The organism is Rufibacter ruber, from assembly GCF_014138425.1.
In the GTDB taxonomy this organism is placed as follows: domain Bacteria; phylum Bacteroidota; class Bacteroidia; order Cytophagales; family Hymenobacteraceae; genus Nibribacter; species Nibribacter ruber_C.
On the sequence record NZ_JACJIQ010000005.1, the window covers coordinates 1 to 22,862 of the forward strand.

The window sequence follows — 22,862 nt, forward strand, 5'->3', positions numbered from 1 at the left end:
ATTTTGAGGCTTTAATGACCTTTGGTTCCTTTCCCCTCCCTTGCCTGGAGGCTTCGCCATTATAAAAGCAGAAAATAATCCAATGACGGATTAACTACCGTATAACCGTACCTATTACGTTTATCACACCTATAGCCGTACCTAAACATACGGTTTACATCCCGTTTCCGGCGGATAAACGTAATTGCACTGCCGAATATAGGATTTAGATCTCTCATAATAAAGCACTTCCCGTTTTCGAGCTGATTTTGTGAAAACAGACTAGAAACAGCACTACCCCACAGCGTTTCCCTGTTCGTCTAGCGGCAGAAACGGGTTGTGGGCCACCTCCCACAGATGCCCGTCCAGGTCCTGGAAGTAACCGCTGTACCCACCCCAGAAAACCTTCTCCGGCATTTTGGTGATAGCCACCCCTTCGATTTGCAGATGGGTGAAAAACTGGTCCACCTCAGCTTCGCTCCGGAGGTTGTGGGCCAGGCTGAACCCGCTGAACCCGCTGCCCCGGGCAGACAGGTTGGCGTCTTCGGCCAGGGCGTCCCTGCCAAAGAGCGCTAGCTGCAGGCCGTTGAGCTGGAAGAACGTGATGCCATCCTGACTGGCTTCGGTTGGTTGCCATTGAAAGACGCGTTCATAAAAGGCAGTAGCCGTGGCCACGTTCTGCACGCCAAGGGTGATGAGGGTGATTCTGGGTTCCATAGGGAAGAGTCAGTTTTCTGGTTCAGGGCTATTTTAGGAAAAACAGGCTAGAAACGCAACGGCTACGCCGAAGGCAGAACCCCCAGCTGGTGCAGTACTTTTCTGGTGATGGTTTTGCGGCAGTCTGAAAAGTGGGGGTGTACGGTGCTGCGGGGTTTGTGCAGGCGGGTGGCAAAGAAGAAGACGTTGCCTCTGGTCTCTACATACCCCACCCACCAGCCGCTGTCAACGTTGTTGTATTTGGTCCACCCGGTCTTCGCCCGAAGGGTGTAAGCGGGCGTTTGCTCCACTACCATAAACTGCTTCACCTTCTGCAGGTTCTGTTGCTTGAACGGCAGCTTCCCCTCATGCAACTTCTGCAGAAACAGGATCTGTTCCCGGGGGCTGACGGCAAAATCACCGTAGTTCCAGAAATCTGCCCCCTGGGCCTTGGCCATTTTGCCATTGCCGTAGTTCATGCGTTTGAAATACCGGCGGTAGGTGCTATTGCCCAAGCGTTCAGCCAGCCGCACATAAAACCAGACTGTAGAATTGGCGAAGGCGTTTTTCATATCAGTGTCACCGTTCCAGGCGGCTACTTCGCGCGGGGTGCCGTCCCAGGGAAAAACTTCGTGCTCATCTTTCACCGCCCCCGTTTCCAGGGCAATCAGCGAGTGGGGGATCTTGAACGTGGAGGCGGGCAGGGAGGCGCGGTGGGCGTCTGCTGAATCACTGTAGAGCCAGCGTTTCTGGTGATAGTCATAGACGGTGATGCTGCCTTCCAACTGGCAGTCTTTGAACGGCTGCTGCAGGTCTTGCGCCCGGCAGAGGCAGGATGAGACGAAAAGCAGGAGGGGGAGGAGCACCTGGTACGGTTTCATAAACTAAACTTTAGCCATGTTTGGGGCTGCTAAGTAGGTGAAAGTTTTCTGTTTTCGGGCTGTTTTGGCTCAATACTTCGGACAATTCTAAAAGGCAAAAAGAGGCTTTAGAGGCTATAAATGGGGTTTAAGTAATTAAATGGCAGTTAGGTATTTCCCAAAATGGAGAAAAAACATTGGATGCTAAACCTGTACATGCCCTCAAACGCTACAAACGCACTTTTTCTACTCATCTAAACTGTCCGAAGTATTGGGCTAAAACAGCCCGAAAACAGAAAAAGCGGACCCCCCTAGTTTTCTGCAGGGAACCTCTGCCGCAAGGGAGTGGCCAGGGTATTCCCGTTCCAGGGTTCCTTTCGTAGTTGGCAGGGGAAGCAACCGCGGCAACGGGCAGGGTATGGCAGGGGCTGCCTGCCGCAGGGGAGACAGGTTGGCCTTATCCTCAACAGTAGCCTTCACCGCCAAACCGGCAGCAGAAAACCCACCGCAGTGCGGGAGGGGGGGAGAAGGAGCGGCGTTGCGGCAGAAACCCCGGGGTAGGTGAAAGAGAGGTAGCGGGTGTCTCTCTGAGGGCTGGGCTTGCCGCCAGGTCAGAGGCCTAAAACTTTTTTTCCGCGGGGCGGTTATACGTGCATGCACCCTCTCCTCTGGAATGCCCGCGCCAGAAGAAGATAAATTGCCGTTTTTTTTCCTTTGCCACTATTTCTTTATACTTTTCACAAACACTTCCCACACCCTTTGTCTCATGCGTCTGGAAGCCAAGAATTCTTTTGACAGAACCTTTTACGTGGTGGAACACAACCAGGGGCTGGGGGTGATTGATACGCTTTGGTACGGCTACGCCTCGCAGCAGGATTTAAAGAACGCCTGCGGTTTGGGCCTGGAGGTGCTGGAGAAAAGTACCTGCGCCTACAAGCTCAATGACAACAGCCAGCTGTCTGGCCCGTGGAGTGATGCGGTGGGGTGGCTGGAGAAAGAATGGCTGCCAAGGGCTATGCAGGCGGGGCTGAGGTACCTGGCACACGTGGCCAACAGACACTCTTACGGCGAGGTGGCCGGAGAGGTCCTGCGCATCAGCCAGATTGGCGAGCAACTGGAGTACTGCATGTTCTACAGCCGCGAAGAAGCCCTTGCCTGGCTCAAAAGCTGTCAGGAACGGGACCGGAAAACGGCCCTGAGCTACTCCGCCAAGTAATCTGTAGAAAAAAGCCGGTTGCGTTTTAGGGCTGTTTTCAGAAAAACAGCCCTAAAACGCCTTTTTTATTCCAGAGGGGAGGCGGGAGAGGCACCGGCGCCGGCTTCAGCGTTTTCCTGCACCATGAACAGCGTGCGGGTTGGGTAGGCAAACTCAATGCCCCGTTTCTGGAACTCCTCAAATATCTTGAAGTTGATGCTCTGGTGAATGTCCATGTACTTGTTGTAGTCTGAATCCAGCACGTAGTAAACAACCTCATAGTCCAGGCTGGAGTCTCCGTAGCTCATAAAGTGGGCGCGGTCAAACTGCACGGGGCGCTGCTCTTTCACAATTTCCTCCAGCAGGCTGGGGATCAGCTTCACGTTTTCCAGCGAAGTCTGGTAAATCACCCCCAGCTTAAAGACTACCCGCCGCCGCATCATCTGCTTGTAGTTGTGAATGCGGGAGTTTGTGAGATCACTGTTAGAGAACACCAGCTGCTCGCCAGAGAGGCTCTTCACGCGCGTGGTCTTGATGCCAATGTAGTCTACGGTACCGGCTTTCTCATCAATCACAATGAAGTCACCGGTCTCAAAGGGGCGGTCAAAGAAGATCACGAAGTAGTTGAACACATCCCCCAGAATGTTCTGCGCCGCCAGCGCGATAGCAATACCGCCAATGCCCAGCCCGGTGACAATGGTGGTCACGTTGTAGCCCATGTTGTCAAACAGGAACAGCAGGCCTATGACCCAGATCACGGCGTTGATGATGAGCATGAGGCCGCCCAGCTGCTTCACCTTCTCCTCCCCGCGCTCCTGCCTCCTTACGTAAGACCTCAGCAGCAGCAGAATGGTAGAGGAGATCAGCCGCACAAACAGGAAGGTGATCACTATGGTAGAGGCCACCCGCAGCACATTCTGCACCTTCTCTGAGAGCGTGAGGAAGTGAATGCCGGCGTAGATGATGGCAAAGTAGAGCGCGGGTACCAGAAAGCGGTCAATGCTGTCTACAATGAAGTCATCCAGGTTGGTTTTGGTGTGGTGGGCCCAGTTCTTGACCCGCTGCAGGAACAGGTGTTTGAATGACTTGGCCAGCAATAGGCCCACTACAATAATGCCAATGGCAATGAGGTAGTCAAGAACGGTGTTGTGGTAGTAGACTCTGTCCAGAAGGGTGCTATCCATGTGCAAGAATACGGCTGCCCAGGCGGCAGGTGATAAAGTGAACAAAACGTATAGTACCCCCATAGTACGAGCCGCCCACCCGTTCCAGTTATGTTTATACCCGCCCCGCGGAACACGGTACCCGCCTGCTAATTGCTTTCCTGCCCCGTTAACCGGGAAAGAAGGGTCGGCGGCAGAAAAACCGGAGGTCTGTTTTGGGGCTGTTTTCGAAAAAACAGCCCCAAAACAGACCTCCGGTTTCTTTAAAAAGAACAGCTTGGCTCTGGTTGAGAGGAGCAGCTACGGGTTAGTTAGATTTGGTTTTGGCGGCTTGGGCGGCTTTCAGGTCACAGTTTTGCTTGCGGCGGGTGTCTGCAATGCTGAAGATCTTCCAGCCGTCTTTGCCGCGGTACAACAGAAACGCGTCTGCCCCGCAGTGGCTAAAGGTGTCACCCACGTAGAAGGCATAGTCACACCAGAGGGTGGCAAGGTCGCCGTCAATGTTCACCTTCACGCCCCAGATGCGCTCATCCAGCACTTTCTCCTGCGGCTTGGAGATCATCTCCATAAATCTGTCCAGCGGCGTCTCATGGGTGCGTACCACGCCGTCTTTTCCGGCGGCTACCGTGAGCAGGCGGGCGTTGGGCGCCAGCACCGACCGCGCCAAAGTACTGTCATTGGCCCGCATGCCGTCAAAGAATCTCACTACGGCTGCTTCTACCGCCCTGGCGTCTGCGGTGCTGGCGGGAGCCGTCTTCTTAGGTTGCGCAATTGCAGAAAGGCCAACGGCAAGGCAGCCGCAAAGGAAAAGGAATGAGCGCATAACAGTTTTTTGTTGGTCAGTTTCTTCCATAAGTAGCGTAAACTGGCAAAAACTTACGCAGGCGGCAACAGAACCTGCTGCCCCCCCAGCAAGGCAGAGAAGCTCCGGCTTGTCCAGTGAAGTTGCGTGAAAGCTGGCTCTATAAAGTGAAAGGCGCTGTTACGGTCTGTTCCCAGGTTCTTGTTTCTTCATTTTCTCTGCCAGTAGTTTCATGAAGTAGCCTCCTACCACACTTCTGGCTTGAAACCCCATGTGCCGGCCGTATTGCGCAAACACCACCTGGCGGCCATTGGTGGTCTCATGCCAGTCTGTGAGGGGGACCCGGTTAGGGGTTTGGGCGCTGAATTTCGCCACGGGCGTGATGAGGGCAGAGAAATCCTGCTGATTCTGGGCCAGGGTGGCGGTCCAGATAATCCAGTCTGATTTGGTGTAGGTCTTGCGGCTGTCTAACGGTAGCCCAAAGGGGTTCTGTTTTGTTAGATAATACGCCACCTCCTGCTCCCGTACTTTCTGGGGAAACAGGTTTAAGTCAAGCACTGTATCCCATACCAGGTTATATTTCTGGCTCCAGGTGTCTTTGTTGTCAAAGGTGAGGGCGTAGTGGTCTCCGGCATCTGCTAGTTTCATCCAGTTCTGCACCATGCCTTCCGCCAGGGCGGTGTATTTTTGAGCCGTCTCTTTCTCCCCCAGCATGTGGGCCAGCAGGCCGTAGCAGCGTAAGCCCACAATGGCCTTTACAGACAAGTTGGCGTTGCGGGCCAGATGACCGGCAAAGTCATCTGTACAAAGTTGGTTGGCGGGGTCAAAGCCTTCTGTTGCCAGAAACGCTGCCCAGGTGGTAAGGGTAGCCCAGTGTTTTCGGGCGTAGGCTGCGTTCCCCTCTGTTTTGGCAATGGCAGCCGTGAGGATGAGCATGTTGCCGGCCTCTTCTACGGGCATGTCTTCTTTGTACATGACGCCGTTGGCTAAGGGGTAGGTGCCCAGGTCATGCGCCGGAAACGGTTTCGTCCATTTCCCGCTCTCGCTGTAGTAGAAAATACCGTTCAGCATGCCTTTCAGGAGCTCCGGGTTGTACAGTAAGAACAGCGGGGCAGAGGGGTACGTAACGTCAACGGTGTTCATGGCGGCACCACTGAAGTTCTCCTTAGACAAGAACAGAAGCTCGTTCTGCGGACTCTTTACCAGTTTGTGGGCCGCAATGCTTTGCCGGTAGCCAAGTACGCACAGATTGGCGTAGGTTTCGCCCCCGGCGGCTTTGGCCTCTTCATAGAGCTTCTGGTCAAAGGCACCGCATTGCTGCAGAATAGTCTGGTACTCCCTGGCCGCCTGGGCCAGTTCCAGTTCTATGTTGGTGCCGGGTTTTTCCTTCCACCAGGGTTTCAGGTTCTGGCCAAAGAACTGCACGCTCTCCACATCATCATACCCCACCAGTACGAATGCCTTGGCAGGGGTTTTCCCCACGTTGCCGAGGGGCAAAAAAGCATTGAGCATCAGGTTCTGGCCTGTGAGTTGGCCTGATTGAAGAGGCTGGCCATGGGTAAATTGGGAGAGGGCCTCAGCGCCTTTAGAAACCCCTATGGTGGCCTTCGGGATCTGGGGCACGGCCACATAAACGTGGCCCCAGTCAATTCTCTGGTCATCGCCGTCTTTCTGCAGTACTGGTTGCTGGGTGGTGCCAGCCTTTAACACACCCAGGTTCTGTGCCGTGTACGCCAGGGCTGTTACCTCCTGGTCTGGTGTGTTGACCGCCAGCGCAGAAGAGGCCCCAAAATAAATAGTGGCGTTGTGGGCGTCACCGGTTGTAGAGGTGGCTTCAAAGGAGACGTATGAAATAGGACGGGCTACCAGGTGCAGGTCATGTAAGAGCAGTGGTGAGGTGAACGTCACCTTTAACGCAACGGGGCCACAGGTAAAGGTATATTTGGTTTGGGTGGCGGTGACGGTGACCTCCTGCTGCCGGGCCGGAAGAATGTCTGCCTCTGTTTTTCTGTTCTTACTGGTCACCAGGCCTACCTCCAGCCACCTGCCTTCATCTGCTCCGGTGGCGTGTACCGCCAAGATGTGAGCGCCCTTTTTGATTTTTTTTCTGGCTGCACCGGTTATGGGAATGTACTGGAAGTCTGACGCCCCTTTGTCTGATTGGTAAATGCGTTCGCCGTTCAGGTAGACCTCTACCTGGCGGCTGTGGCTTATTTTCAGGAATAGATGCTCCTTGGGGGCTTCCTCCAGGGTAAAGGCGCGTCTCACCCAAAGGTCTTTTGAGCTCCAGAGGGTGCGGGGCTGCTTCTCATTATCCCCAAAGGGGGCTTGGCCGGTTTTCCAGCCGCTGTCATTAAAGGAGGGGGTATGCCAATCTGCCGGAGGGGCTGTCTCTGTGAAGCGGGCGGTGTAGGCCATTTCATCACTTGTGGGCAGCACCGCCCGGAAACCTTCCTGCGCCTCTTTGCCTAAGAAGCGGTAGGTTTTTCCATTCACTCTGAGAAAACCAAGAAGCGGTTGGTCTCTGTAAGTCCAGTGCCTGGTAGCGCTAGCCGCCAGCTCATCTGTGGTGGACCAGAGGCTGAGGAACGGGTCATGGGTAATCAAAGGGTAGGCTGGAGCCCGGTGTACCTGCGCCTCTGCCCCTTGGCAGCCGAGTAGGCAAATTACAAGCAGCGCCCAAAGGCACCTCAGAGAAAAGAATGGTCTGGTTAAAAACATCATGAACTGAAAGCGTTTAGGCATCTGCTGAAAGCCCGTTCTCCCGGCGAAGAACCTGCTGCCAGGCTAATTTGATACTTTATTCATTGGGAGTCCAGTTCAGGAGCAGAAAAGTGAAATAGTGCTAGATTTATCTACAAATGTGCGAACAGCGGAGGGCTGGTAGATGATGAGTTGTGGGGGAGAAGGTTGTGAAATGTGTTCAGTTGATTCAGGCGCGGGCTAACGTTTCTATGAGAGTGGAGAGAGGTTGTTCCCCTTGTAAATAGGTTCAATAAAAATATTCTTTTCTTCTCTGTCATTCTGAAAGACCCTTGGTGGCGAAAGGCCATAGCAATCAATAAGAACTGTTCTGGTTCGCCACAAGTCCATAAGCTATACAGACCATAACAAAAGAATTCACCCATAATTAAGGGCCCTATCCGTATTCAAATTTACGGTCAACGGACTAGTATAAACGACGGTGAAGGCCGTTGGCCGAGATGGCTTTCATACAGTGTTATTGGCTGTTTTTTTATACTTTCAATGCTTGTTTTATTATTTGAGTTGTCCATTGACTTTCTTTTGGGTCTTTGTCAAAAATTATATAACCGTCTGCTTTATAGGTAAAACTGTTCTTCCATTTTCCGTGTTTATTTTGCCTTTTGTTTATGAGGTCTATTAAGTCTGCTGCATTTTCATGTAATAATAAATTAGTCTTTTTGGCAAATCGCAACAATTCAACAGCATTTAAATGATAGGTTTCTGGAAAGGAAATATCAGTAATGTGTTTTGTGATAGGCTCATCTTTGCTTAAGCGTTTAAAAAATTTGTGTTGAAGAATATAATTTGTTCCTTTCTTTAGCTGTTTGTCGTATTTCGTTCCGTTTGTTTGTTCTTTGAAGTCTCTCAACGCAAAAACTGATTTTGCTAAACCAATATAGCAAGGTGTGTTTTTAAAACATCCCCCATATTTGTCAAAGTTGAAATTTGGCAATTCTACTTTTTGACCTTTCTGCATTGGCTGGTTTGTGTTGATCCATTCAACTGCACTTTGTACTTGTTGGTCGTTGGCTCTGCCTAAACGGCACAAAGCAGAAACTATCATTGCGTTGTAACACGGTAGAAACATCTTTTCGTCTCCACTTAATGAGAAGCCAAATGGTGTTGAAAGTTTTTCGTAAACTTTGCAGATGAGCTTTTGTGTGTAGTCTAACTTGTAACTAAATGGTATTTCACTAATACAAATCAGTCGCCAAGTCAGTGCAAGTGGTTTTTCGGGCAAATTAGACGTAAGTTCGGCTACAAGTTCAGATTTTTGAAGTTTATCAATAATCTGGTTGTCTGAATATTTCTCTCCGTTGTCAATGCCAATCTTTAGTTCTAATGCAGTGTCTGCCATATATTAGTTATGTTGTCTATGTAAAATAGCCACCCAACTACCACACAACCGCACCAATTACAGGTATCAGACCTGTCCCCGTCAATCAACCCCATTTACAAAAACACCAGCCTGTCTTGCAGTAGCTCCCGCAGTTCCGGCGGAAGCCCGAAGTGCGTGTCCATGAAGTTGTCCAGGATTTCGCGGGTGTGGGGGGAGATCAGCTCCTGTATCTCCTCCATGGCCTCCCCGGAAATCACGTAGGGCATGTACCCGAAGAGCAGGTCCCCGCCGTCACATTGGGCAAAGAGCTGGTATTCGGTGCACCGCTCCAGGGAGGTGCCGGTGATCAGGCAATGAGACAGCCAGTTCTCCAGCCGCAAAGGGTCTGGCAGGGAAAGCAGGGCTTCGCGGCGCGCTACCAGGTTCACGTTCTCAGAAAAGTAGGCGTCAATGCGGGTGCGGGAATCTACAGACAGTTCTTCCCGCAGCTGCTGGGCACAGGTGAGGCACATGGCGTACTCAAAAATCACATCCTGCAGGCCGGCCCCTGTATAATTCCTGATAGCCTTCTCCACCAGGTAAGGCGTGCCATCTTGCAGCAAATGGCCGTCACAGGTGAGGCAGTGCCTGAACGGCTGGCCCGTTTCAGAGGAGTAGAACAGAGCCGGCACCGGCAGAAATTCATGCGAAAGCTGTAGCGGTGGTAAGTCCATGGGAGAATGCGTAGGTGTTACCAGAAATAGAACAAGTACCTAAGGTATTATTTTTCACCCAAAAACCTGCGCAGAAGCCTGCTGTTTTTGACCTGTTTTTCAGAAAACAGGCCGAAAACAGAAAAGCGGGAAGGGCGCCTCCGTCCTTGCCACGCAGACCAAGCAGAGGAGCCGCAGGAGCCTCAAAGGCAGAAAGGGAAGGCGCCTGCTTGCCAGAAAGAGATAAATGCGCATCTTTGGCAGCTTAATTCCTTTTATATGAAGCGCTCCCTTATCTCCCCGGGCCTGTTCCTGCTCGCCGCTTTTTTTCTGAACGGCTGTTCCCAAAACCCCTACGCCACCACCAACAAGGTCTATAAGAAGCAGGTGAAAACCTTTGCCAAAACCCTGCGCGCCACGCCCGTCACCAACCCCGGCGAAGACACCCTGCAGCAGGGCGATTACTGGGTGGGCACCACCAACTTCAGCATGCGCAAGCCCAACTACGTAGTCATTCACCACACCGCGCAGAACTCCACTGACCAGACCCTGAAGACCTTTACCATGCCCAAGACGCAGGTCAGTGCGCACTATGTGATTGGCCGGGACGGCAAGGTGTACCACATGCTCCATGACTACCTGCGGGCGTGGCACGGCGGCAACGCCAGATGGGGCACCACCACTGACCTGAACTCCACCTCCATTGGCATTGAGCTGGATAACAACGGCTATGAACCGTTTCAGGAGGCCCAGATCAGCAGCCTGCTCAAGGTGCTGGCCATTCTTAAGAAAACCCACGGCATTCCGGCCGCCAACTTCATTGGCCACTCAGACATTGCCCCCAGCCGCAAAGTAGACCCCAATCCCACCTTCCCCTGGAAACGTCTGGCCGAAGCCGGTTTTGGCGTCTGGTATGACGAGGCCGAGCTGGAGAAGCTGGTGTTTGAGCAGAACCTGGTGCAGGATTCAACCATGGCCGCAGGCGTGGACTCTTTGGCTACTACTGGGATTCCTTCGGCTGCGCCGAAAGCCCACACACCCCTCATGGTTTTCACTGAGAACATGAACCAGGCGCTGTCAGACACCATTCCGGCGTCATTCAACCCGCGGCTGGCGCTGAGGGTGCTGGGGTATGACACCAGAAACCTGGAGGCGGCGGTGAAGGCGTTCAAGCTGCATTATGTGCAGACAGACCTCACCGCCACCCTCACCGAGCGCGACCTCAAGATTCTGTACAGCCTGTACCGCAAGCTTTTATAGATGCCCTCCGGCCGAAAAAGGATTTCTGTTTTAGGCCTGTTTTTCAGAAAATAGGCCTAAAACAGCTGCGTAAAAGCACGAAACCCAACACTTTCCCGTAACTTTGTGCGTTTTTGAGAGAACGGGTACCGGTACCCGTGAACAGCCGCATGCCTGAAGAAAAGAAAAGCAAAGCCCCCCGTAGCAAATACAATAAATGGATCAGAACCCTCTGGAAGCTCTTTGCATTGGGTCTGGTATTCACAGTGGGCTATTTTTTTGCCGTAGACCTGAACCTGTTCTACCTGTTTGGCGCCTCGCCGGGGCTGGATGAACTGGAGAATCCGCGCAACAACCTGCCCTCTGAGATATACACCGCAGACGGCGTATTGGTGGGCCGTTATTTCCGGGAGAACCGGGATCCGGTGCCCTTTGACAGCATTGCGCCCATCATGGTCAAGGCACTGGTGGCCACAGAAGATGAGCGTTTCTATGAGCACCAGGGCATTGACCCTGTCAGTGTGGTGGCGGCGGTGAAAGACAACCTGAAAGGTGACTCCCGCGGCGCCTCTACCTTAACCCAGCAGCTGGCCAAGAACCTGTACAAGCTGCGTACCAAAAACACCAAGGGGCCGCTGGGGTATATTCCGGGGGTATCTACCGTCATCTCCAAAACCAAGGAGTGGAACACCTCCATCAAACTGGAGCAGCGCTACACCAAAGACGAGATTCTGGGCATGTACCTGAACACGGTAGATTTTGGGAGCAACGCCTTCGGGATCAAAGTGGCTGCCAAGACTTTTTTCAGCACCACGCCCAATGAATTGAAACCAGAGGAAGCCGCCATGCTGGTGGGCGTACTCAAGGCTCCTACTACTTATAACCCTCGGTTCAACCCCAAGAATGCCCTGGCCCGCCGCAACGTGGTGCTGCAGCAGATGGCCCGCAACAAGGTCATTACCAAAGCTGAGGCTGATTCTCTGAGCCAGTTGCCCATTGAGCTGAAATACCATGTGGAGCAGCATTTAGACGGGGTGCCGGCGTACTTCAGGCAGACGGTCAATGAGTTTGTGCGCAAGTGGGCCGAGGAGAAAGAGCTGGACATGTACTCAGAGGGGCTCAAAATCTACCTCACCATTGACTCGCGCATGCAGCAACTGGCAGAGGAGGCGCTCAAAGAGAAGATGAAGAACCTGCAGCGCCGGTTTGAGGGGCACTGGAAAGGCCGCAACCCGTGGGTAGATGACAAAGACAAGGAGATTCCCGGCTTTATTGAAAGCTCCATCAAACGTACTGCCGTTTACCAGTCCCTGAAAAACAAGTACGGCACAGACACGGCCGCCATCAACAAGGCGCTGAACACGCCTAAGGAGATGACCGTGTTCAGCTGGAACGGCCCCAAGAAAATGACCATGAGCTCCATGGACAGCCTTCGGTACTACAAGCGGTTCCTGCACGCTGGCATGATGACCATGGACCCTTACACCGGCCACATCAAAGCTTGGGTAGGCGGTATTAACTATGAGAATTTCAAGTTTGACCACGTGAAGCAGGCCAAGCGCCAGCCGGGATCTACCTTCAAACCTTTTGTGTACGCGGCCGCCATTGACGGCGGGTATTCGCCGTGTGATAAGATCCAGGACCAGCGCGTGACCATTAAATACGTGGAGAACGGCAAACCCATGGAATGGACGCCCCACAACGCAGACCATTCTATCTCTGGCCGGCAAATGACCCTGCGGCACGCCATGGGCCGATCCATCAACACCGTGACTGCCCAACTCACCGAAGCCATTGGCTGGGACACTGTACGCAAGTTTGCCCGCAAGTTGGGCATCACCAGCCCTATTGAGGCCGTGCCGTCTATTGGACTAGGGTCCTCTGATGTGAACATCTATGAGATGGTGAATGCCTACAGCACGTTTGTAAACCACGGTTTCCTGAACAAGCCCATGCTGGTCATGCGCATAGAAGACCGCAACGGCAACATCATTGAGCAGTTCAACCCGCAGCAGAAACGGGTGATCAGTGAAGAGACTGCGTTCCTGATGGTACACATGCTCAAGGGCACCATGGAAGAACCCGGCGGCACCTCGCAGGCCCTCTGGGAGTATGACCTCTGGAAGAAAGGCAACCAGATTGGCGGCAAGACCGGAACCACCTCTAACCACTCAGACGGCTGGTACGTGGGCGTGACCAAAGATCTGGTGACGGGCGTGTGGGTAGGCGGCGAAGACCGCAGTATTCACTTCAGGACTTCCGCCACCGGCGAAGGGTCTAAAACCGCTTTACCCATCTTTGGCCGATTCATGGAGAAAGTCTACAAAGACCCTGATCTGGGCATTAAGCTGGGCCCGTTCCCTAAGCCTGCCGTGAAGATCAAGAAGCCGTACAACTGCGTAACCGTAGTGCCGCGCAGACCCAAAGTGGAAGACTCTGTGGCGGTAGATACCATGCTGGAGCAGTTAAATGACAGTGTCTCAGCGGGTTTCTAAGAAGTAATAAGTTTGCGTTTTCGGCCTGTTTTCTGGAAAACAGGCCGAAAACAGAAAGAGGGCTAGATTTTATCTAGCCCTCTTTCTGTTTATGTGAACTTTCAAACGTCTCAACTATCCTTGTCATACAAAGACTCCAGCGCCTCCTGAATCTGGTTGTACTCAAAGGTGAAGCCGGTCTGCAGCACTTTGTTGGCGCTCACCAGGTTGCTGTTCAGGATGACCTCACTCATCTCGCCCAGCATGAGCTTTAACCCGAAGGCGGGCACGTTGGGGAGCATCATGGGCTTGTGCATGACCTTGGCCAGGGTGCGGGTCAGCTCTTCATTAGTGACCGGGTTAGGGGCCACGGCGTTGTACACCCCGGCAAACTGCGGCTCTTCAATGGCTTTGATAAACAGGCGGCACATATCATCAATGTGAATCCAGGACATGTACTGCTTGCCAGAGCCTAAAGGCGAACCGGCCATCATCTTCACCGGCCGGGCAATTTGGGGCAGAGCCCCGCCTTTGTTGCTCAGCACAATGCCAATCCGGAAGATCACGGTTCTAATGCCCAGGTGGTGTACCTGCCAGGAGGCGTTTTCCCAATGCTTACAGACTTCGGCCAGAAAATCTGAGCCGTAGCTGCTCTCCTCCAGCATGAGCCGCTCACCGGAGTTGCCGTAAATGCCCACCGCCGAAGAGGCCACAAAGCCCTTCACGTGGTGCGAGGTCTCCTGCAGGTACTTGCACAGCAGGTTGGTGCTCTGCAGGCGGCTGCTCAGAATGGCTTTCTTACGGGCGGCCGTCCATTTTTCACCGGCCACGCTGTTTCCGGCCAGATTGATGATATAGTCTGGGTACTTCATCGCCTTCTCATCAATGTACCCCTGGGCAATATCCCACTTAAAGGTTTTGTAGTGGGCGTGCTTGCCGGGGGTACGGCTGAGGTGCGCCACCTCATAGCCGCTGTCAATCAGCATCTCAGAGAGGCGTGTTCCCAATAAGCCGGTTCCACCGGCAATCAATATCTTTTGTGACATGTTGCGTTCTCTACGGTCTGCCCGCCGACATGCTTATACGGCAAAATCTGCAAAGGGAGACGGTCTGCTTTCTAGATAGAAGTAGTAGTGAAAGGTGAAACGCTGCCGAAGACTGAAAAATTCATCTTCCTTCAACTATGTCTATTTGTTGTGTCTGATGGCCTGCAGAAACTCCAGGCGGTACGTGTCCTGCTCAAATAAACCGGAATATTCTGAGGTGATGGTGCTGCTGCTCACGTCATTCACGCCGCGGCTCATCACGCAGAGGTGGTCGGCCTCAATGAGCACGGCCACGTTCTCAGTTTTGAGCACATCGCGCAGCTCCTGGGCAATCTGGCAGGTGAGGCGCTCCTGTACCTGCGGCCGGCGGCCGAAGTACTGTACAATGCGGTTCAGCTTAGACAAGCCTATCACGTGCTCATTGGGAATGTAGGCCACATGGGCTTTGCCAATGATGGGCACAAAGTGGTGCTCACAGCTGGAGTACAGGGTGATGTCCCGCTCCACCAGCATCTGCTTATAGCCATACTTGTTCTCAAAGAGGCGGGCGGCCGGGCGGTTGTCTGGGTGCAGGCCGTCAAAGATCTCCTTCACATACATCTTGGCCACCCGCTTGGGCGTGCCTTTGAGGCTGTCATCTTCCAGGTCAAGCCCCAGCAGGTGCATGATCTCCCTGAAGTGGTAGGCAATGCCTTCAATTTTCTGGTCGTCAGAAAGGGCGAAGGCGTCTGGCCGCAGCGGGGTGTCTAAAGATCCGCTTACGTGTTCTTCTTCGGGATCTTGGTCTTCGTTCCAGTCCCTGCTATCCATGGTATTCAACAAAGTTTCGCTCGGTTTCAAATAAAGTAACAGACAAGGTGAGGTTTTCGGCCAGGTGGGGGCGAAGGCGCTGCCAGATGACCACGGCTATGTTTTCGGCGGTGGGGTTCAGGTGTTGGAATTCCTCAGTGTCCAGATTCAGGTTTTTGTGGTCAAATTTATCTAAAATTTCCGCTTTTATCAGCAGGCTCAGCTTTTTCATGTCATAGACATAGCCCGTGTCTGGGTCAACCGGCCCCGTCAGCTTCACCACCAGCTCATAATTGTGGCCGTGGAAATTGGGGTTGTTGCAGAGGCCAAATACCTGCTGGTTCTGTTCCTCTGTCCAGAGCGGGTTGTGCAGCCGGTGGGCGGCATTGAAGTTTTCCTTTCGGCAGACGGTCACGTTCATAAGAGGGCAAACAGCTAAGGGGGCAATTTAGTTTTCTGCGGGTAGATTTATAGCACCCGTTTGCATTTAAAATTTGCCCGCGCCTGTTCAGGTTCTGAAATTTTGCCTAATTTCATGGTGCAATTTTTAGAGTAAAGGAATATGAAAGTGAAACGTACGCATGTGAAGGCAGCGCTGCTGCTGCTGGTGCTTTGGGGTGCGGTGTCAACGGCCTGGGCGCAGCGCTCAACGGTTGATGAGGCCGAAGTGGAGATCAACGGCATTACCCGCAAAGGGCAACGCATCATGATTCAGCTGGACAGCAAACTGGTGGAGAAGGCGTGGTCCAGCTATTTGAAAGAGAAGTCTGGCGGAACCGTGAAAGGCCCGTCTATTCTGCCTACGCCCAAAGCCCAGGCCAGCAAAGGCATCTACACGGTAGAGAAAGCCAAGATTGACACCATCACCAGCAACCCCATGCGCATCATGTCTAAGGTAGAGGGCTCTGAGCAGGGCACCATGGTCTGGTGGACGCTGGATATGGGCAACGCCTACCTGAGCAAGAAAGAAACCCAGAAGGAGTGGGAGCGCGGAGAGGCCATGTTGCAGCAGTTCGCCCGCAACGTGTACAAGCAGGACGTGAATAACCAGATTTCTGATGCGGAGAAAGTATTGGCCAACTCCCAGTCTGAAGCAGACCGCGTAGCCCGGCAAGCCGAAGAAATCCAGAACAAAATTGCCAAAAACCAGCAGAAGAAACTGGAGCTGGAAGCCGCTCTGGTAGCCAATGCCCAGGAGCTGGAGCAACTGAACCGTGACGTAGAAACTAACCTGAAGCAGCAGGAAGCCGCCAAGCAGGAAGTGGAGAACATGCGCAAAGCGGTAGAGATTGTAAAAGCCAAAATGGATAAGATCAACTAATCCCGCGCATTTATAAAACAGGAAGCCCCTGCTGTTACCCAACAGCAGGGGCTTCCTGTTTTTAGCCTGTTTTCAGGAAAATAGGCCGAAAACAGGAAGTAAGCTCCAGAAAGAATTTCTTCCGCTCATAAACTTTAACCGCCTGCCACCGCTTCACCGCCTGCTCAAAAGACCTCGCAGTGTCTTCCAGACCTGCGAGTGTCTGGGCCAGTAGCCGTTGCTCTTCAAATCCTGTATTTCAAACCAGTCCTGAAAAGCTTGCTTCAGACAATGCGCGTCATTCAGGAGCTTGGGCTTTCTGTCTGGTGCGAAGACGGCTGGCGCCATTTCTGGGCCTCACTAAAAGAAAAACCTCACAGGTTTTCAAAACCTGTGAGGTTTGCCCTGTTTTGGAGCTGTTTTCAGAAAAACAGCTCCAAAACAGGATTAAGCTATTTTTTAGTGCCGCCACTCGCCAAACTTGCCCTGCTGGTAGTCCTGGTACGCCTGGTAAATCTCAGCCTCAGTGTTCATCACAAACGGCCCCTGCGCCACCACCGGCTCGTTGAACGGCACCGCGTGCCCAAACAGCAGAATGCTTTCTTCAGAGGTGGTTACCTGTAGTTCCTCCCCGTCATTGTTGAACTCCACCAGATTCCGGAACGGTACGTCCTGTCCGTTCACGGTCAAGGTGCCTTTGATGATGTAGAAGAAGATATTCCGCTCTGCGGGAACCGTCACGTTCAATTCCCCGCCCGCCTGGAAGTACACGGTGCTGAGCAGTACGTCTGAGACCGTTTCAAAAGCGCCTTTCTGCCCATTCCACTCGCCAGAGACCAGGTTTATGGTCACTTTCCCTTCTTCTAAAGAAATGGCCGGTATGTCTTCTTTCTGCAGCCCTTTGTACTGCGGCTCCATCATCTTGTGCTTGGCCGGCAGGTTGAGCCACAGTTGCAGGATTTCCAGCGGACCGCCCGTCTGCTTGAAGTCTGAGGAGGAAACCTCGGCATGAATTAACCCGCGGCCGGCCGTCATGTACTGCACCCCGCCGGCGGTGATCACGCTCTCATGCCCGCCGCTGTCTTTGTGCATAATGTCGCCTTCCAGAATGAAGGTCACGGTCTCCATGCCGCGGTGCGGATGCGGCCCGAACGGCAACCCGTTGTTCTTGGGTTTGTACACCTGGTGCCCGTGGTGGTTCAGAAACAGGAACGGGTCAATCATCTGCAAACTGCGCGTAGGCAGCGGCGAATAGGTGACCAGGTCAGCAATGGGGCGGTATTCAGCGGTATGGATTTTCTTGATGGTTCTCATAGTGGGAAGATGGTATTCTTAATTATTAACCTTCATTTTTAATGAAAGTTTTCAGTCTTTGGTGTGACTGGTGCCTTATCTGCCAAATTTTCTGTAGGCGCATGAAAAGTTAGCCACTAGTGGGGCTTGAAAGCAGATGATTTCAGGTTTTATGCGTCTACCTTCTTATTCAGCAGATTTGTTCACCCTTTTGTAGGTAGTTTCGGTGGCTTTTGATTCCTGCCCTTCTGGGGTAATATTATAGGCTGTGATGACTACTTCCTCTTCGCTGATAACCTCAATGTTGGTTCGCCAGCCCCAGTGCTGTTCCATTTCTGGCGTCACATATGCATAGCCGCCCAGAACCGAAAGGTCTTTTCCGCCTCTCTGACCTTCAGAAAACATGATGGCCGAACCATTGTGGAACGAATCAACCCAGGCGCACTGGAATTTGCCCAACTCCAGGTGATACCCGAAGATGGCCATGCCCGTAATGGGTTCTCCTTTAAAGCTCCCTTTGTACTCATGCAGGATAAATCTCCCATCAAGAATGGGTTTCATGGTTCCGCTTACGGGTGATTCATCTTCCAGCTTGCTGGGGTCAAACCAGACTTTGGCCGTTCCCTCCCATTCGCCCACGAGTCTGCTCAGTTGGTAGTGGGCGCCTGATGTTTTGGAGGTTTCTAATTTTTCACTCATGGTAGTTGGGTTACTATTTAGACTGTAATGCAGTTTTTAGGGATAACGGCCTCGTGTAAACAAGGTGCGAGGCCGTCGGCCGTGGCATGCTGTTTACACAATGTTATGGTTTGTATTTTTCTTGCAGACTATAAAGCCAGTCTTCTCCTTTGAATTTTGAGAGAGTGATGTGCCCGAAGTGTTTTTTTGTATATATTCTGTAGTCTTCTTCTCCGCCATTAGGCATCTCTACTTCATTAACTGAATCCATAACTGTAAAGCTCTCCAACACGTCTGAACTATAAGGGAAGCCATTCTCCTCTACATGTTTTAAGAAAGCGGTATCGCCAATTTCCTCTGCCTTCCTGATATAAAGTTGTTCCATTTGGTAGGTAGATGAATTTGCACCACCAGCTATGGCCACTGTATCAAGAATCCAGTCCCCTCTCTTCCTATTATAAGTGAAATGTGCGTTTTTTTCTGACCACATTCCAGATGCATAAACATGTTGAAAGCGGTATTGAACAGTAAACCCAGTTCCTCCTTCATCAATTGATATATTAGCTGATGTGCCACCATTAATATGAGCAGGTCTAAACAATACATCACTCTTGTGCCTTAACTGTAAGATACCATTGCTCTGCCTCAACAGGAACAAAGTTGGTACCTGAGTGTCTTCACTATCACGATAAAGCTCTTCCTTAAAATCTTTTGGATTAGCCAAAACGATGATGTAATCATCTAGTTTGTCATTGTTCAGGTCTCCCTTCTCAAAACTGAGGACTTTGTATGGTTTGGGGATGAAAGGAGCTACTTCAGGTGGAATGACCATCTCACTTTCGCTGTCAAACTTCAAATCGGTCGTCCATCGTACTGTCTCTTGTGGTGATATAGAATCTAAACCATTAGGAAAGCTAGTATTCTCTTGGAAGGTATTTGGTGATTCATTAGGCTGCTGCTTACTGCTGCAACTAAGGAGGAAAATATAAATTGAACTAATTACGCTAAGATAAATATGCCTATTCATTTTTTAATTAATATAAACCCTAACTATCGGATACACGAAACCCTATCCCACTTATCTGACAAAAGGTACAAATAAGCAGAATAGGGTTCAACTAAAAGGAGGGAATGTCTATGGTTACTTTCTAAATGCCTTAAACTGGTTGATCAAGCCATTGGTAGAGCTGTCATGGCTGGTCACATCCTCCGCACTGGTCAACTCCGGAAGAATCTTCTTCGCTAGCTGTTTGCCCAGTTCCACGCCCCATTGGTCAAAGCTGTAGACGTTCCAAATCACGCCCTGCACGAAGATTTTGTGCTCATATAGCGCAATCAGGGCACCCAAAGTTTTAGGGTCCAGTTGCTTAAATAAAATAGAATTGGTAGGACGGTTGCCTTCAAAGATTTTGTAGACCTTGAGGGTGTTGATGTCTTCCTCTGAGCAGCCCAGCTGGTGCATTTCTTCAATCACCTGCTCCTCGTTTTTACCGTTCATCAGGGCCTCGGTCTGCGCGAAGAAGTTGGCCATAAGCTTAGGGTGATGGTCGCCCAGCGGGTTGTGACTGATGGCCGGGGCCAGGAAATCACACGGAATCAGTTTGGTGCCCTGGTGAATCAATTGGTAGAACGCGTGCTGCCCGTTGGTGCCGGGTTCGCCCCAGATGATAGGGCCCGTCTGGTAGTTCACGGGTTGGCCGTTGCGGTCTACGTACTTGCCGTTGCTCTCCATGTCACCTTGCTGAAAGTACGCCGCAAAACGGTGCATGTACTGGTCATACGGCAGCAGGGCGTGAGATTCGGCCTCAAAGAAATTGTTGTACCAGATGCCCAGCAAGGCCAGAAGTACCGGGGCGTTCTGCTCAAAAGGGGCCGTCTTGAAATGGTTGTCCATGGCGTGGGCCCCGGCCAGAAGCTCCTTGAAGTTCTCATAGCCCACGGTGCAGGCAATTGACAATCCAATAGCCGACCACAGCGAATAACGGCCGCCCACCCAGTCCCAGAACTCAAACATATTCTGCGTGTCAATGCCAAATTCGGCCACCGCCTTTGCGTTGGTAGACAGCGCCACGAAGTGCTTTTTGATGTGCTCTTCGTCTTTCACCTGCTCCAGGAACCAGCTGCGGGCGCTGTGCGCGTTGGTCATGGTCTCCTGGGTGGTGAACGTCTTAGACGCAATCATGAATAGCGTGGTCTCGGCGTCAATCTTCTTGAGCGTCTCGGCAATGTGGGTGCCGTCTACGTTGGAGACAAAGTAGGTGGTGATGTTCGGTTTTTTATAGGCTCCCAAGGCCTCGGTTACCATCACCGGACCCAAATCTGAGCCGCCAATGCCAATGTTCACAATGGTAGAAATAGGCTTGCCGGTGTAGCCTTTCCAGTCACCGCTGATAATGGCATTTGAGAATTTCTCCACCTGCGCCAGCACGCGGTTCACTTCGGGCATCACATCCTGGCCGTCTACCAGCACCGGGGTATTAGACTGGTTGCGCAACGCCACGTGCAGTACCGAGCGGTCTTCAGTGAAGTTGATTTTCTCGCCAGAGAACATGGCGGCAATGGCATCTTGCAAACCGCATTCCTGCGCCAGTTCTACCAGCAGCGAGCGGGTTTCCTCGGTGATCCGGTTTTTGGAGTAGTCCAGCAGAATATCCTCAAAGGTGAGGCTGAATTTCTGGAAACGCTCCGGGTCCTGCGCGAACAGGTCTATCAGGTGGGCTGACTGTAGTTGGCTGAAATGCTGCGAAAGCTTCTCCCAGGCTTGGGTAGTGGTAGGGTTTATGGCTGGAAACATGAAGTAAATGCGTCTTTTCTGAATGATGTAGGGGAGCGAAGTTAGGAAAAGACGGGGGTTTAGGAAAACTCTTTTAAGGAGCGCCGCCGCCAGGTTTCCTGTTTTGGGGCTGTTTTCAGGAAAACAGGCCAAAAACGCAAGGTTAGTCAGCACCCCAAATACCATGAATGTCTGCCCTCGTTTTACCAAAAGAAGAACCTTGCGTAAGGAAGGATATGACGAAAAACAAATGGCTGGCTCTCTTTGACAAAGCGGCTCCGGTAGTGGGGGGCGTAGCGCTGGCATTGCTCTACCTGGAAACCAGAAAGCCCCTCCGGCCCCGCACACAGCCCGGCTGGGACCGCCGGAAAACCAATGCGGCGGTGGCGGCTACCGCGTCTGTAGGGTTGCGGCTGGCGTTGGTGCCGGCGCTGGTGCTTTCGGCGCAGCGGGCAAGCCAGAAGCAAAGCGGGCTCCTGCCTATGCTGCCCTTGCCCGCCGCCGCGCAGGGGCCGCTGGCGTTCCTGCTGCTGGACTACGGCAATTACCTATGGCACGTGCTGAACCACCAGTTCACGCTGCTCTGGCGCTTCCACCACGTGCACCACACAGATCTGGATCTGGACGTGACCACGGCGTGGCGGTTCCATCTGGGCGAAGTGCTGGTCAGTGCGTTTTACCGGGGCGCGGTGGCGCGGGTGGTGGGGCCCACTCCCCAACAGGTGCTCGCCTACGAGTTGCTTTATGAGGCGGCCACCGCGTTTCACCACAGCAACTGGCGGCTGCCGTACCGGCTGGAGAAGGCTTTGAATTGGCTGGTGGTCACGCCGCGCATGCACGGAATACACCACTCCATTGTGCACCAGGAAACTGACAGCAATTTTTCAGTAGTTTTTTCCTTCTGGGATCGGCTGCACCAGACCGTGCGGCTGAACGTGCCCCAGCAGGAGATCACCGTTGGCGTGCCGGCCTTCCGTGACCCGCAGGAACTCACATATGGTCAACTGCAGCATCTTCCCTTCACCGCCCTTCGCCCGTGGCGTTTGCCAGATGGGTCAGTGCCGGAAAGGGAGCCGCTGCCGTTGCCTCTTGATGATTTGGCTGAATAAGGGAGAATACCGGAAGCAAAAATAGAAGATTACCGCACCCACTGCTGGATTAGCCGCTCGGCAAACTGCTCGTCTTTCCAGCCCGAGAGGCGGGTGGGTCTACGGGGATTTTCATTCAGGTACCACTGCTGCAGAATACTTTTCACGGCGGGGTAGCGGGCAGAGAAGTCACTGTAGCTGTTGGGCGAAATGGTCTGCTCACTGGGGCGGGCGGGAACGGCAATAATCAAATGGTGCAGTTCGCCGTCCCGGTCCAGAATCATGACGCCCACCGGCAGTATCTCCAGTACCGTTCCCGGCTCCAGTTTCTCACTGATCACCAGAACGGGAAGCGGCGCAGCCGGTCGGCCCTGGGCCGAATCAACCAGCGTAGACGGGATAAACCCGTGGTTGGCGGGGTACGGCAGGAACTCCAGCTGGCGGGGCTGGCCGGCTTCGGTCTGGGGCACAAACTCCTTCTGCTCGGCGGCATATACCAGCGGGTGCGAAGAGCCGGCCGGGGTCTCAATGACCGCCCGCCAATGCTTCGTGTCTGTTAGCGCCGGCAGCTCCCGCAGGTTCTTCTTGCAGCCAAAGGCAGTGAGGCACAGGAGCACGGGTAACAATACCCGAAACGGAGTCGTGCAAGCGTAAAAAGTAGCCGTGGTAAGATTCTTCATTTTGTTGGGAAAGCTTCTGTAGAAGTAACGC

The 22,862-nt window shown here is 52.7% G+C and carries 20 protein-coding genes; 5 read left to right on the forward strand and 15 right to left on the reverse strand.

Annotated elements, in window-relative coordinates:
* Window positions 1–273: 273 nt before the first annotated feature.
* A complete protein-coding gene (locus FHS90_RS07015; protein WP_182512503.1) occupies window positions 274–696 on the reverse strand; it encodes a VOC family protein in 423 nt (140 codons plus the stop codon).
* A 62-nt stretch (window positions 697–758) separates the two neighbouring features.
* Window positions 759–1,556 carry a penicillin-binding transpeptidase domain-containing protein gene (locus FHS90_RS07020; RefSeq protein ID WP_182512504.1) on the reverse strand — a complete coding sequence of 266 codons (798 nt, stop codon included), beginning with the start codon at window positions 1,554–1,556 and terminating at the stop codon, window positions 759–761.
* 745 nt (window positions 1,557–2,301) lie between these two features.
* Here FHS90_RS07020 and FHS90_RS07025 point away from each other — a divergent pair.
* The gene (locus FHS90_RS07025) at window positions 2,302–2,751 is read left to right on the forward strand and encodes a hypothetical protein (protein ID WP_182512505.1); all 450 of its coding nucleotides are present in this window, start codon (window positions 2,302–2,304) and stop codon (window positions 2,749–2,751) included.
* 65 nt (window positions 2,752–2,816) lie between these two features.
* Here the strand turns inward: FHS90_RS07025 and FHS90_RS07030 are convergent, their stop codons facing one another.
* The 5 genes from FHS90_RS07030 to FHS90_RS07050 all read right to left on the reverse strand — a co-directional run bounded on the left by FHS90_RS07030 (window position 2,817) and on the right by FHS90_RS07050 (window position 9,492).
* Window positions 2,817–3,914, reverse strand: a complete 1,098-nt coding sequence (locus FHS90_RS07030) for a mechanosensitive ion channel family protein (RefSeq protein WP_066833808.1) — start codon at window positions 3,912–3,914, stop codon at window positions 2,817–2,819.
* A 286-nt stretch (window positions 3,915–4,200) separates the two neighbouring features.
* Window positions 4,201–4,716 carry a nuclear transport factor 2 family protein gene (locus FHS90_RS07035; protein WP_066833636.1) on the reverse strand — a complete coding sequence of 172 codons (516 nt, stop codon included), beginning with the start codon at window positions 4,714–4,716 and terminating at the stop codon, window positions 4,201–4,203.
* A gap of 159 nt (window positions 4,717–4,875) precedes the next feature.
* The gene (locus FHS90_RS07040) at window positions 4,876–7,440 is read right to left on the reverse strand and encodes a glutaminase family protein (RefSeq protein ID WP_343049619.1); all 2,565 of its coding nucleotides are present in this window, start codon (window positions 7,438–7,440) and stop codon (window positions 4,876–4,878) included.
* A 490-nt stretch (window positions 7,441–7,930) separates the two neighbouring features.
* Window positions 7,931–8,797 carry a hypothetical protein gene (locus FHS90_RS07045; RefSeq protein ID WP_182512506.1) on the reverse strand — a complete coding sequence of 289 codons (867 nt, stop codon included), beginning with the start codon at window positions 8,795–8,797 and terminating at the stop codon, window positions 7,931–7,933.
* Window positions 8,798–8,892: 95 nt separating this feature from the next.
* Complete coding sequence (locus FHS90_RS07050; protein ID WP_182512507.1) at window positions 8,893–9,492, reverse strand: hypothetical protein; 600 nt, start codon at window positions 9,490–9,492, stop codon at window positions 8,893–8,895.
* Between the two features lie 258 nt (window positions 9,493–9,750).
* On the opposite strand from FHS90_RS07050, the gene FHS90_RS07055 reads away from it, so the two are divergent.
* On the forward strand, window positions 9,751–10,731 hold the full coding sequence (locus FHS90_RS07055) for an N-acetylmuramoyl-L-alanine amidase (protein ID WP_182512508.1): 981 nt from the start codon (window positions 9,751–9,753) through the stop codon (window positions 10,729–10,731).
* A gap of 149 nt (window positions 10,732–10,880) precedes the next feature.
* A complete protein-coding gene (locus FHS90_RS07060; protein WP_182512509.1) occupies window positions 10,881–13,205 on the forward strand; it encodes a penicillin-binding protein 1A in 2,325 nt (774 codons plus the stop codon).
* Window positions 13,206–13,315: 110 nt separating this feature from the next.
* Here the strand turns inward: FHS90_RS07060 and FHS90_RS07065 are convergent, their stop codons facing one another.
* From FHS90_RS07065 to FHS90_RS07075, 3 genes are all read right to left on the reverse strand, one after another.
* Window positions 13,316–14,230 carry a TIGR01777 family oxidoreductase gene (locus FHS90_RS07065; protein WP_182512510.1) on the reverse strand — a complete coding sequence of 305 codons (915 nt, stop codon included), beginning with the start codon at window positions 14,228–14,230 and terminating at the stop codon, window positions 13,316–13,318.
* A gap of 141 nt (window positions 14,231–14,371) precedes the next feature.
* Complete coding sequence (gene folE, locus FHS90_RS07070; protein ID WP_182512511.1) at window positions 14,372–15,040, reverse strand: GTP cyclohydrolase I FolE; 669 nt, start codon at window positions 15,038–15,040, stop codon at window positions 14,372–14,374.
* A complete protein-coding gene (locus FHS90_RS07075; RefSeq protein ID WP_182512512.1) occupies window positions 15,033–15,440 on the reverse strand; it encodes a 6-pyruvoyl trahydropterin synthase family protein in 408 nt (135 codons plus the stop codon). The genes folE and FHS90_RS07075 overlap by 8 nt, the downstream gene beginning before the upstream one ends.
* A gap of 141 nt (window positions 15,441–15,581) precedes the next feature.
* Between FHS90_RS07075 and FHS90_RS07080 the strand changes: the two genes are divergently transcribed.
* Window positions 15,582–16,340, forward strand: a complete 759-nt coding sequence (locus FHS90_RS07080; protein WP_182512513.1) for a DNA repair ATPase — start codon at window positions 15,582–15,584, stop codon at window positions 16,338–16,340.
* Between the two features lie 438 nt (window positions 16,341–16,778).
* Here FHS90_RS07080 and FHS90_RS07085 read toward each other — a convergent pair whose 3' ends face one another.
* The 4 genes from FHS90_RS07085 to pgi form a co-directional block, all read right to left on the reverse strand.
* Window positions 16,779–17,633, reverse strand: a complete 855-nt coding sequence (locus FHS90_RS07085; protein ID WP_182512514.1) for a pirin family protein — start codon at window positions 17,631–17,633, stop codon at window positions 16,779–16,781.
* Window positions 17,634–17,798: 165 nt separating this feature from the next.
* Entirely contained in the window at window positions 17,799–18,311 is a 513-nt protein-coding gene (locus tag FHS90_RS07090; protein ID WP_182512515.1) for a DUF1579 domain-containing protein, read from the reverse strand.
* Window positions 18,312–18,414: 103 nt separating this feature from the next.
* On the reverse strand, window positions 18,415–19,317 hold the full coding sequence (locus FHS90_RS07095; RefSeq protein ID WP_182512516.1) for a hypothetical protein: 903 nt from the start codon (window positions 19,315–19,317) through the stop codon (window positions 18,415–18,417).
* Window positions 19,318–19,431: 114 nt separating this feature from the next.
* Window positions 19,432–21,084 (reverse strand): glucose-6-phosphate isomerase, encoded by a 1,653-nt coding sequence (pgi, locus tag FHS90_RS07100; RefSeq protein ID WP_182512517.1) that lies wholly within the window; start codon window positions 21,082–21,084, stop codon window positions 19,432–19,434.
* A gap of 215 nt (window positions 21,085–21,299) precedes the next feature.
* On the opposite strand from pgi, the gene FHS90_RS07105 reads away from it, so the two are divergent.
* On the forward strand, window positions 21,300–22,172 hold the full coding sequence (locus tag FHS90_RS07105; protein ID WP_182512518.1) for a sterol desaturase family protein: 873 nt from the start codon (window positions 21,300–21,302) through the stop codon (window positions 22,170–22,172).
* A gap of 29 nt (window positions 22,173–22,201) precedes the next feature.
* On the opposite strand, the gene FHS90_RS07110 is transcribed toward FHS90_RS07105, so the two are convergent.
* Window positions 22,202–22,831, reverse strand: a complete 630-nt coding sequence (locus FHS90_RS07110) for an inorganic diphosphatase (RefSeq protein ID WP_182512519.1) — start codon at window positions 22,829–22,831, stop codon at window positions 22,202–22,204.
* Between the last annotated feature and the right edge of the window lie 31 nt (window positions 22,832–22,862).

Coding starts and splice junctions, on each gene's coding strand:
- FHS90_RS07015 (WP_182512503.1), bottom strand. CDS start 696: ATGGAACCCAGAATCACCCTCATCACCCTTGGCGTGCAGAACGTGGCC.
- FHS90_RS07060 (WP_182512509.1), top strand. CDS start 10,881: ATGCCTGAAGAAAAGAAAAGCAAAGCCCCCCGTAGCAAATACAATAAA.
- FHS90_RS07040 (WP_343049619.1), bottom strand. CDS start 7,440: ATGCCTAAACGCTTTCAGTTCATGATGTTTTTAACCAGACCATTCTTT.
- FHS90_RS07075 (WP_182512512.1), bottom strand. CDS start 15,440: ATGAACGTGACCGTCTGCCGAAAGGAAAACTTCAATGCCGCCCACCGG.
- FHS90_RS07065 (WP_182512510.1), bottom strand. CDS start 14,230: ATGTCACAAAAGATATTGATTGCCGGTGGAACCGGCTTATTGGGAACA.
- FHS90_RS07055 (WP_182512508.1), top strand. CDS start 9,751: ATGAAGCGCTCCCTTATCTCCCCGGGCCTGTTCCTGCTCGCCGCTTTT.
- FHS90_RS07035 (WP_066833636.1), bottom strand. CDS start 4,716: ATGCGCTCATTCCTTTTCCTTTGCGGCTGCCTTGCCGTTGGCCTTTCT.
- FHS90_RS07050 (WP_182512507.1), bottom strand. CDS start 9,492: ATGGACTTACCACCGCTACAGCTTTCGCATGAATTTCTGCCGGTGCCG.
- FHS90_RS07045 (WP_182512506.1), bottom strand. CDS start 8,797: ATGGCAGACACTGCATTAGAACTAAAGATTGGCATTGACAACGGAGAG.
- FHS90_RS07030 (WP_066833808.1), bottom strand. CDS start 3,914: ATGGATAGCACCCTTCTGGACAGAGTCTACTACCACAACACCGTTCTT.
- FHS90_RS07110 (WP_182512519.1), bottom strand. CDS start 22,831: ATGAAGAATCTTACCACGGCTACTTTTTACGCTTGCACGACTCCGTTT.
- FHS90_RS07090 (WP_182512515.1), bottom strand. CDS start 18,311: ATGAGTGAAAAATTAGAAACCTCCAAAACATCAGGCGCCCACTACCAA.
- FHS90_RS07085 (WP_182512514.1), bottom strand. CDS start 17,633: ATGAGAACCATCAAGAAAATCCATACCGCTGAATACCGCCCCATTGCT.
- FHS90_RS07080 (WP_182512513.1), top strand. CDS start 15,582: ATGAAAGTGAAACGTACGCATGTGAAGGCAGCGCTGCTGCTGCTGGTG.
- FHS90_RS07025 (WP_182512505.1), top strand. CDS start 2,302: ATGCGTCTGGAAGCCAAGAATTCTTTTGACAGAACCTTTTACGTGGTG.
- FHS90_RS07020 (WP_182512504.1), bottom strand. CDS start 1,556: ATGAAACCGTACCAGGTGCTCCTCCCCCTCCTGCTTTTCGTCTCATCC.
- folE (WP_182512511.1), bottom strand. CDS start 15,040: ATGGATAGCAGGGACTGGAACGAAGACCAAGATCCCGAAGAAGAACAC.
- FHS90_RS07105 (WP_182512518.1), top strand. CDS start 21,300: ATGACGAAAAACAAATGGCTGGCTCTCTTTGACAAAGCGGCTCCGGTA.
- FHS90_RS07095 (WP_182512516.1), bottom strand. CDS start 19,317: ATGAATAGGCATATTTATCTTAGCGTAATTAGTTCAATTTATATTTTC.
- pgi (WP_182512517.1), bottom strand. CDS start 21,084: ATGTTTCCAGCCATAAACCCTACCACTACCCAAGCCTGGGAGAAGCTT.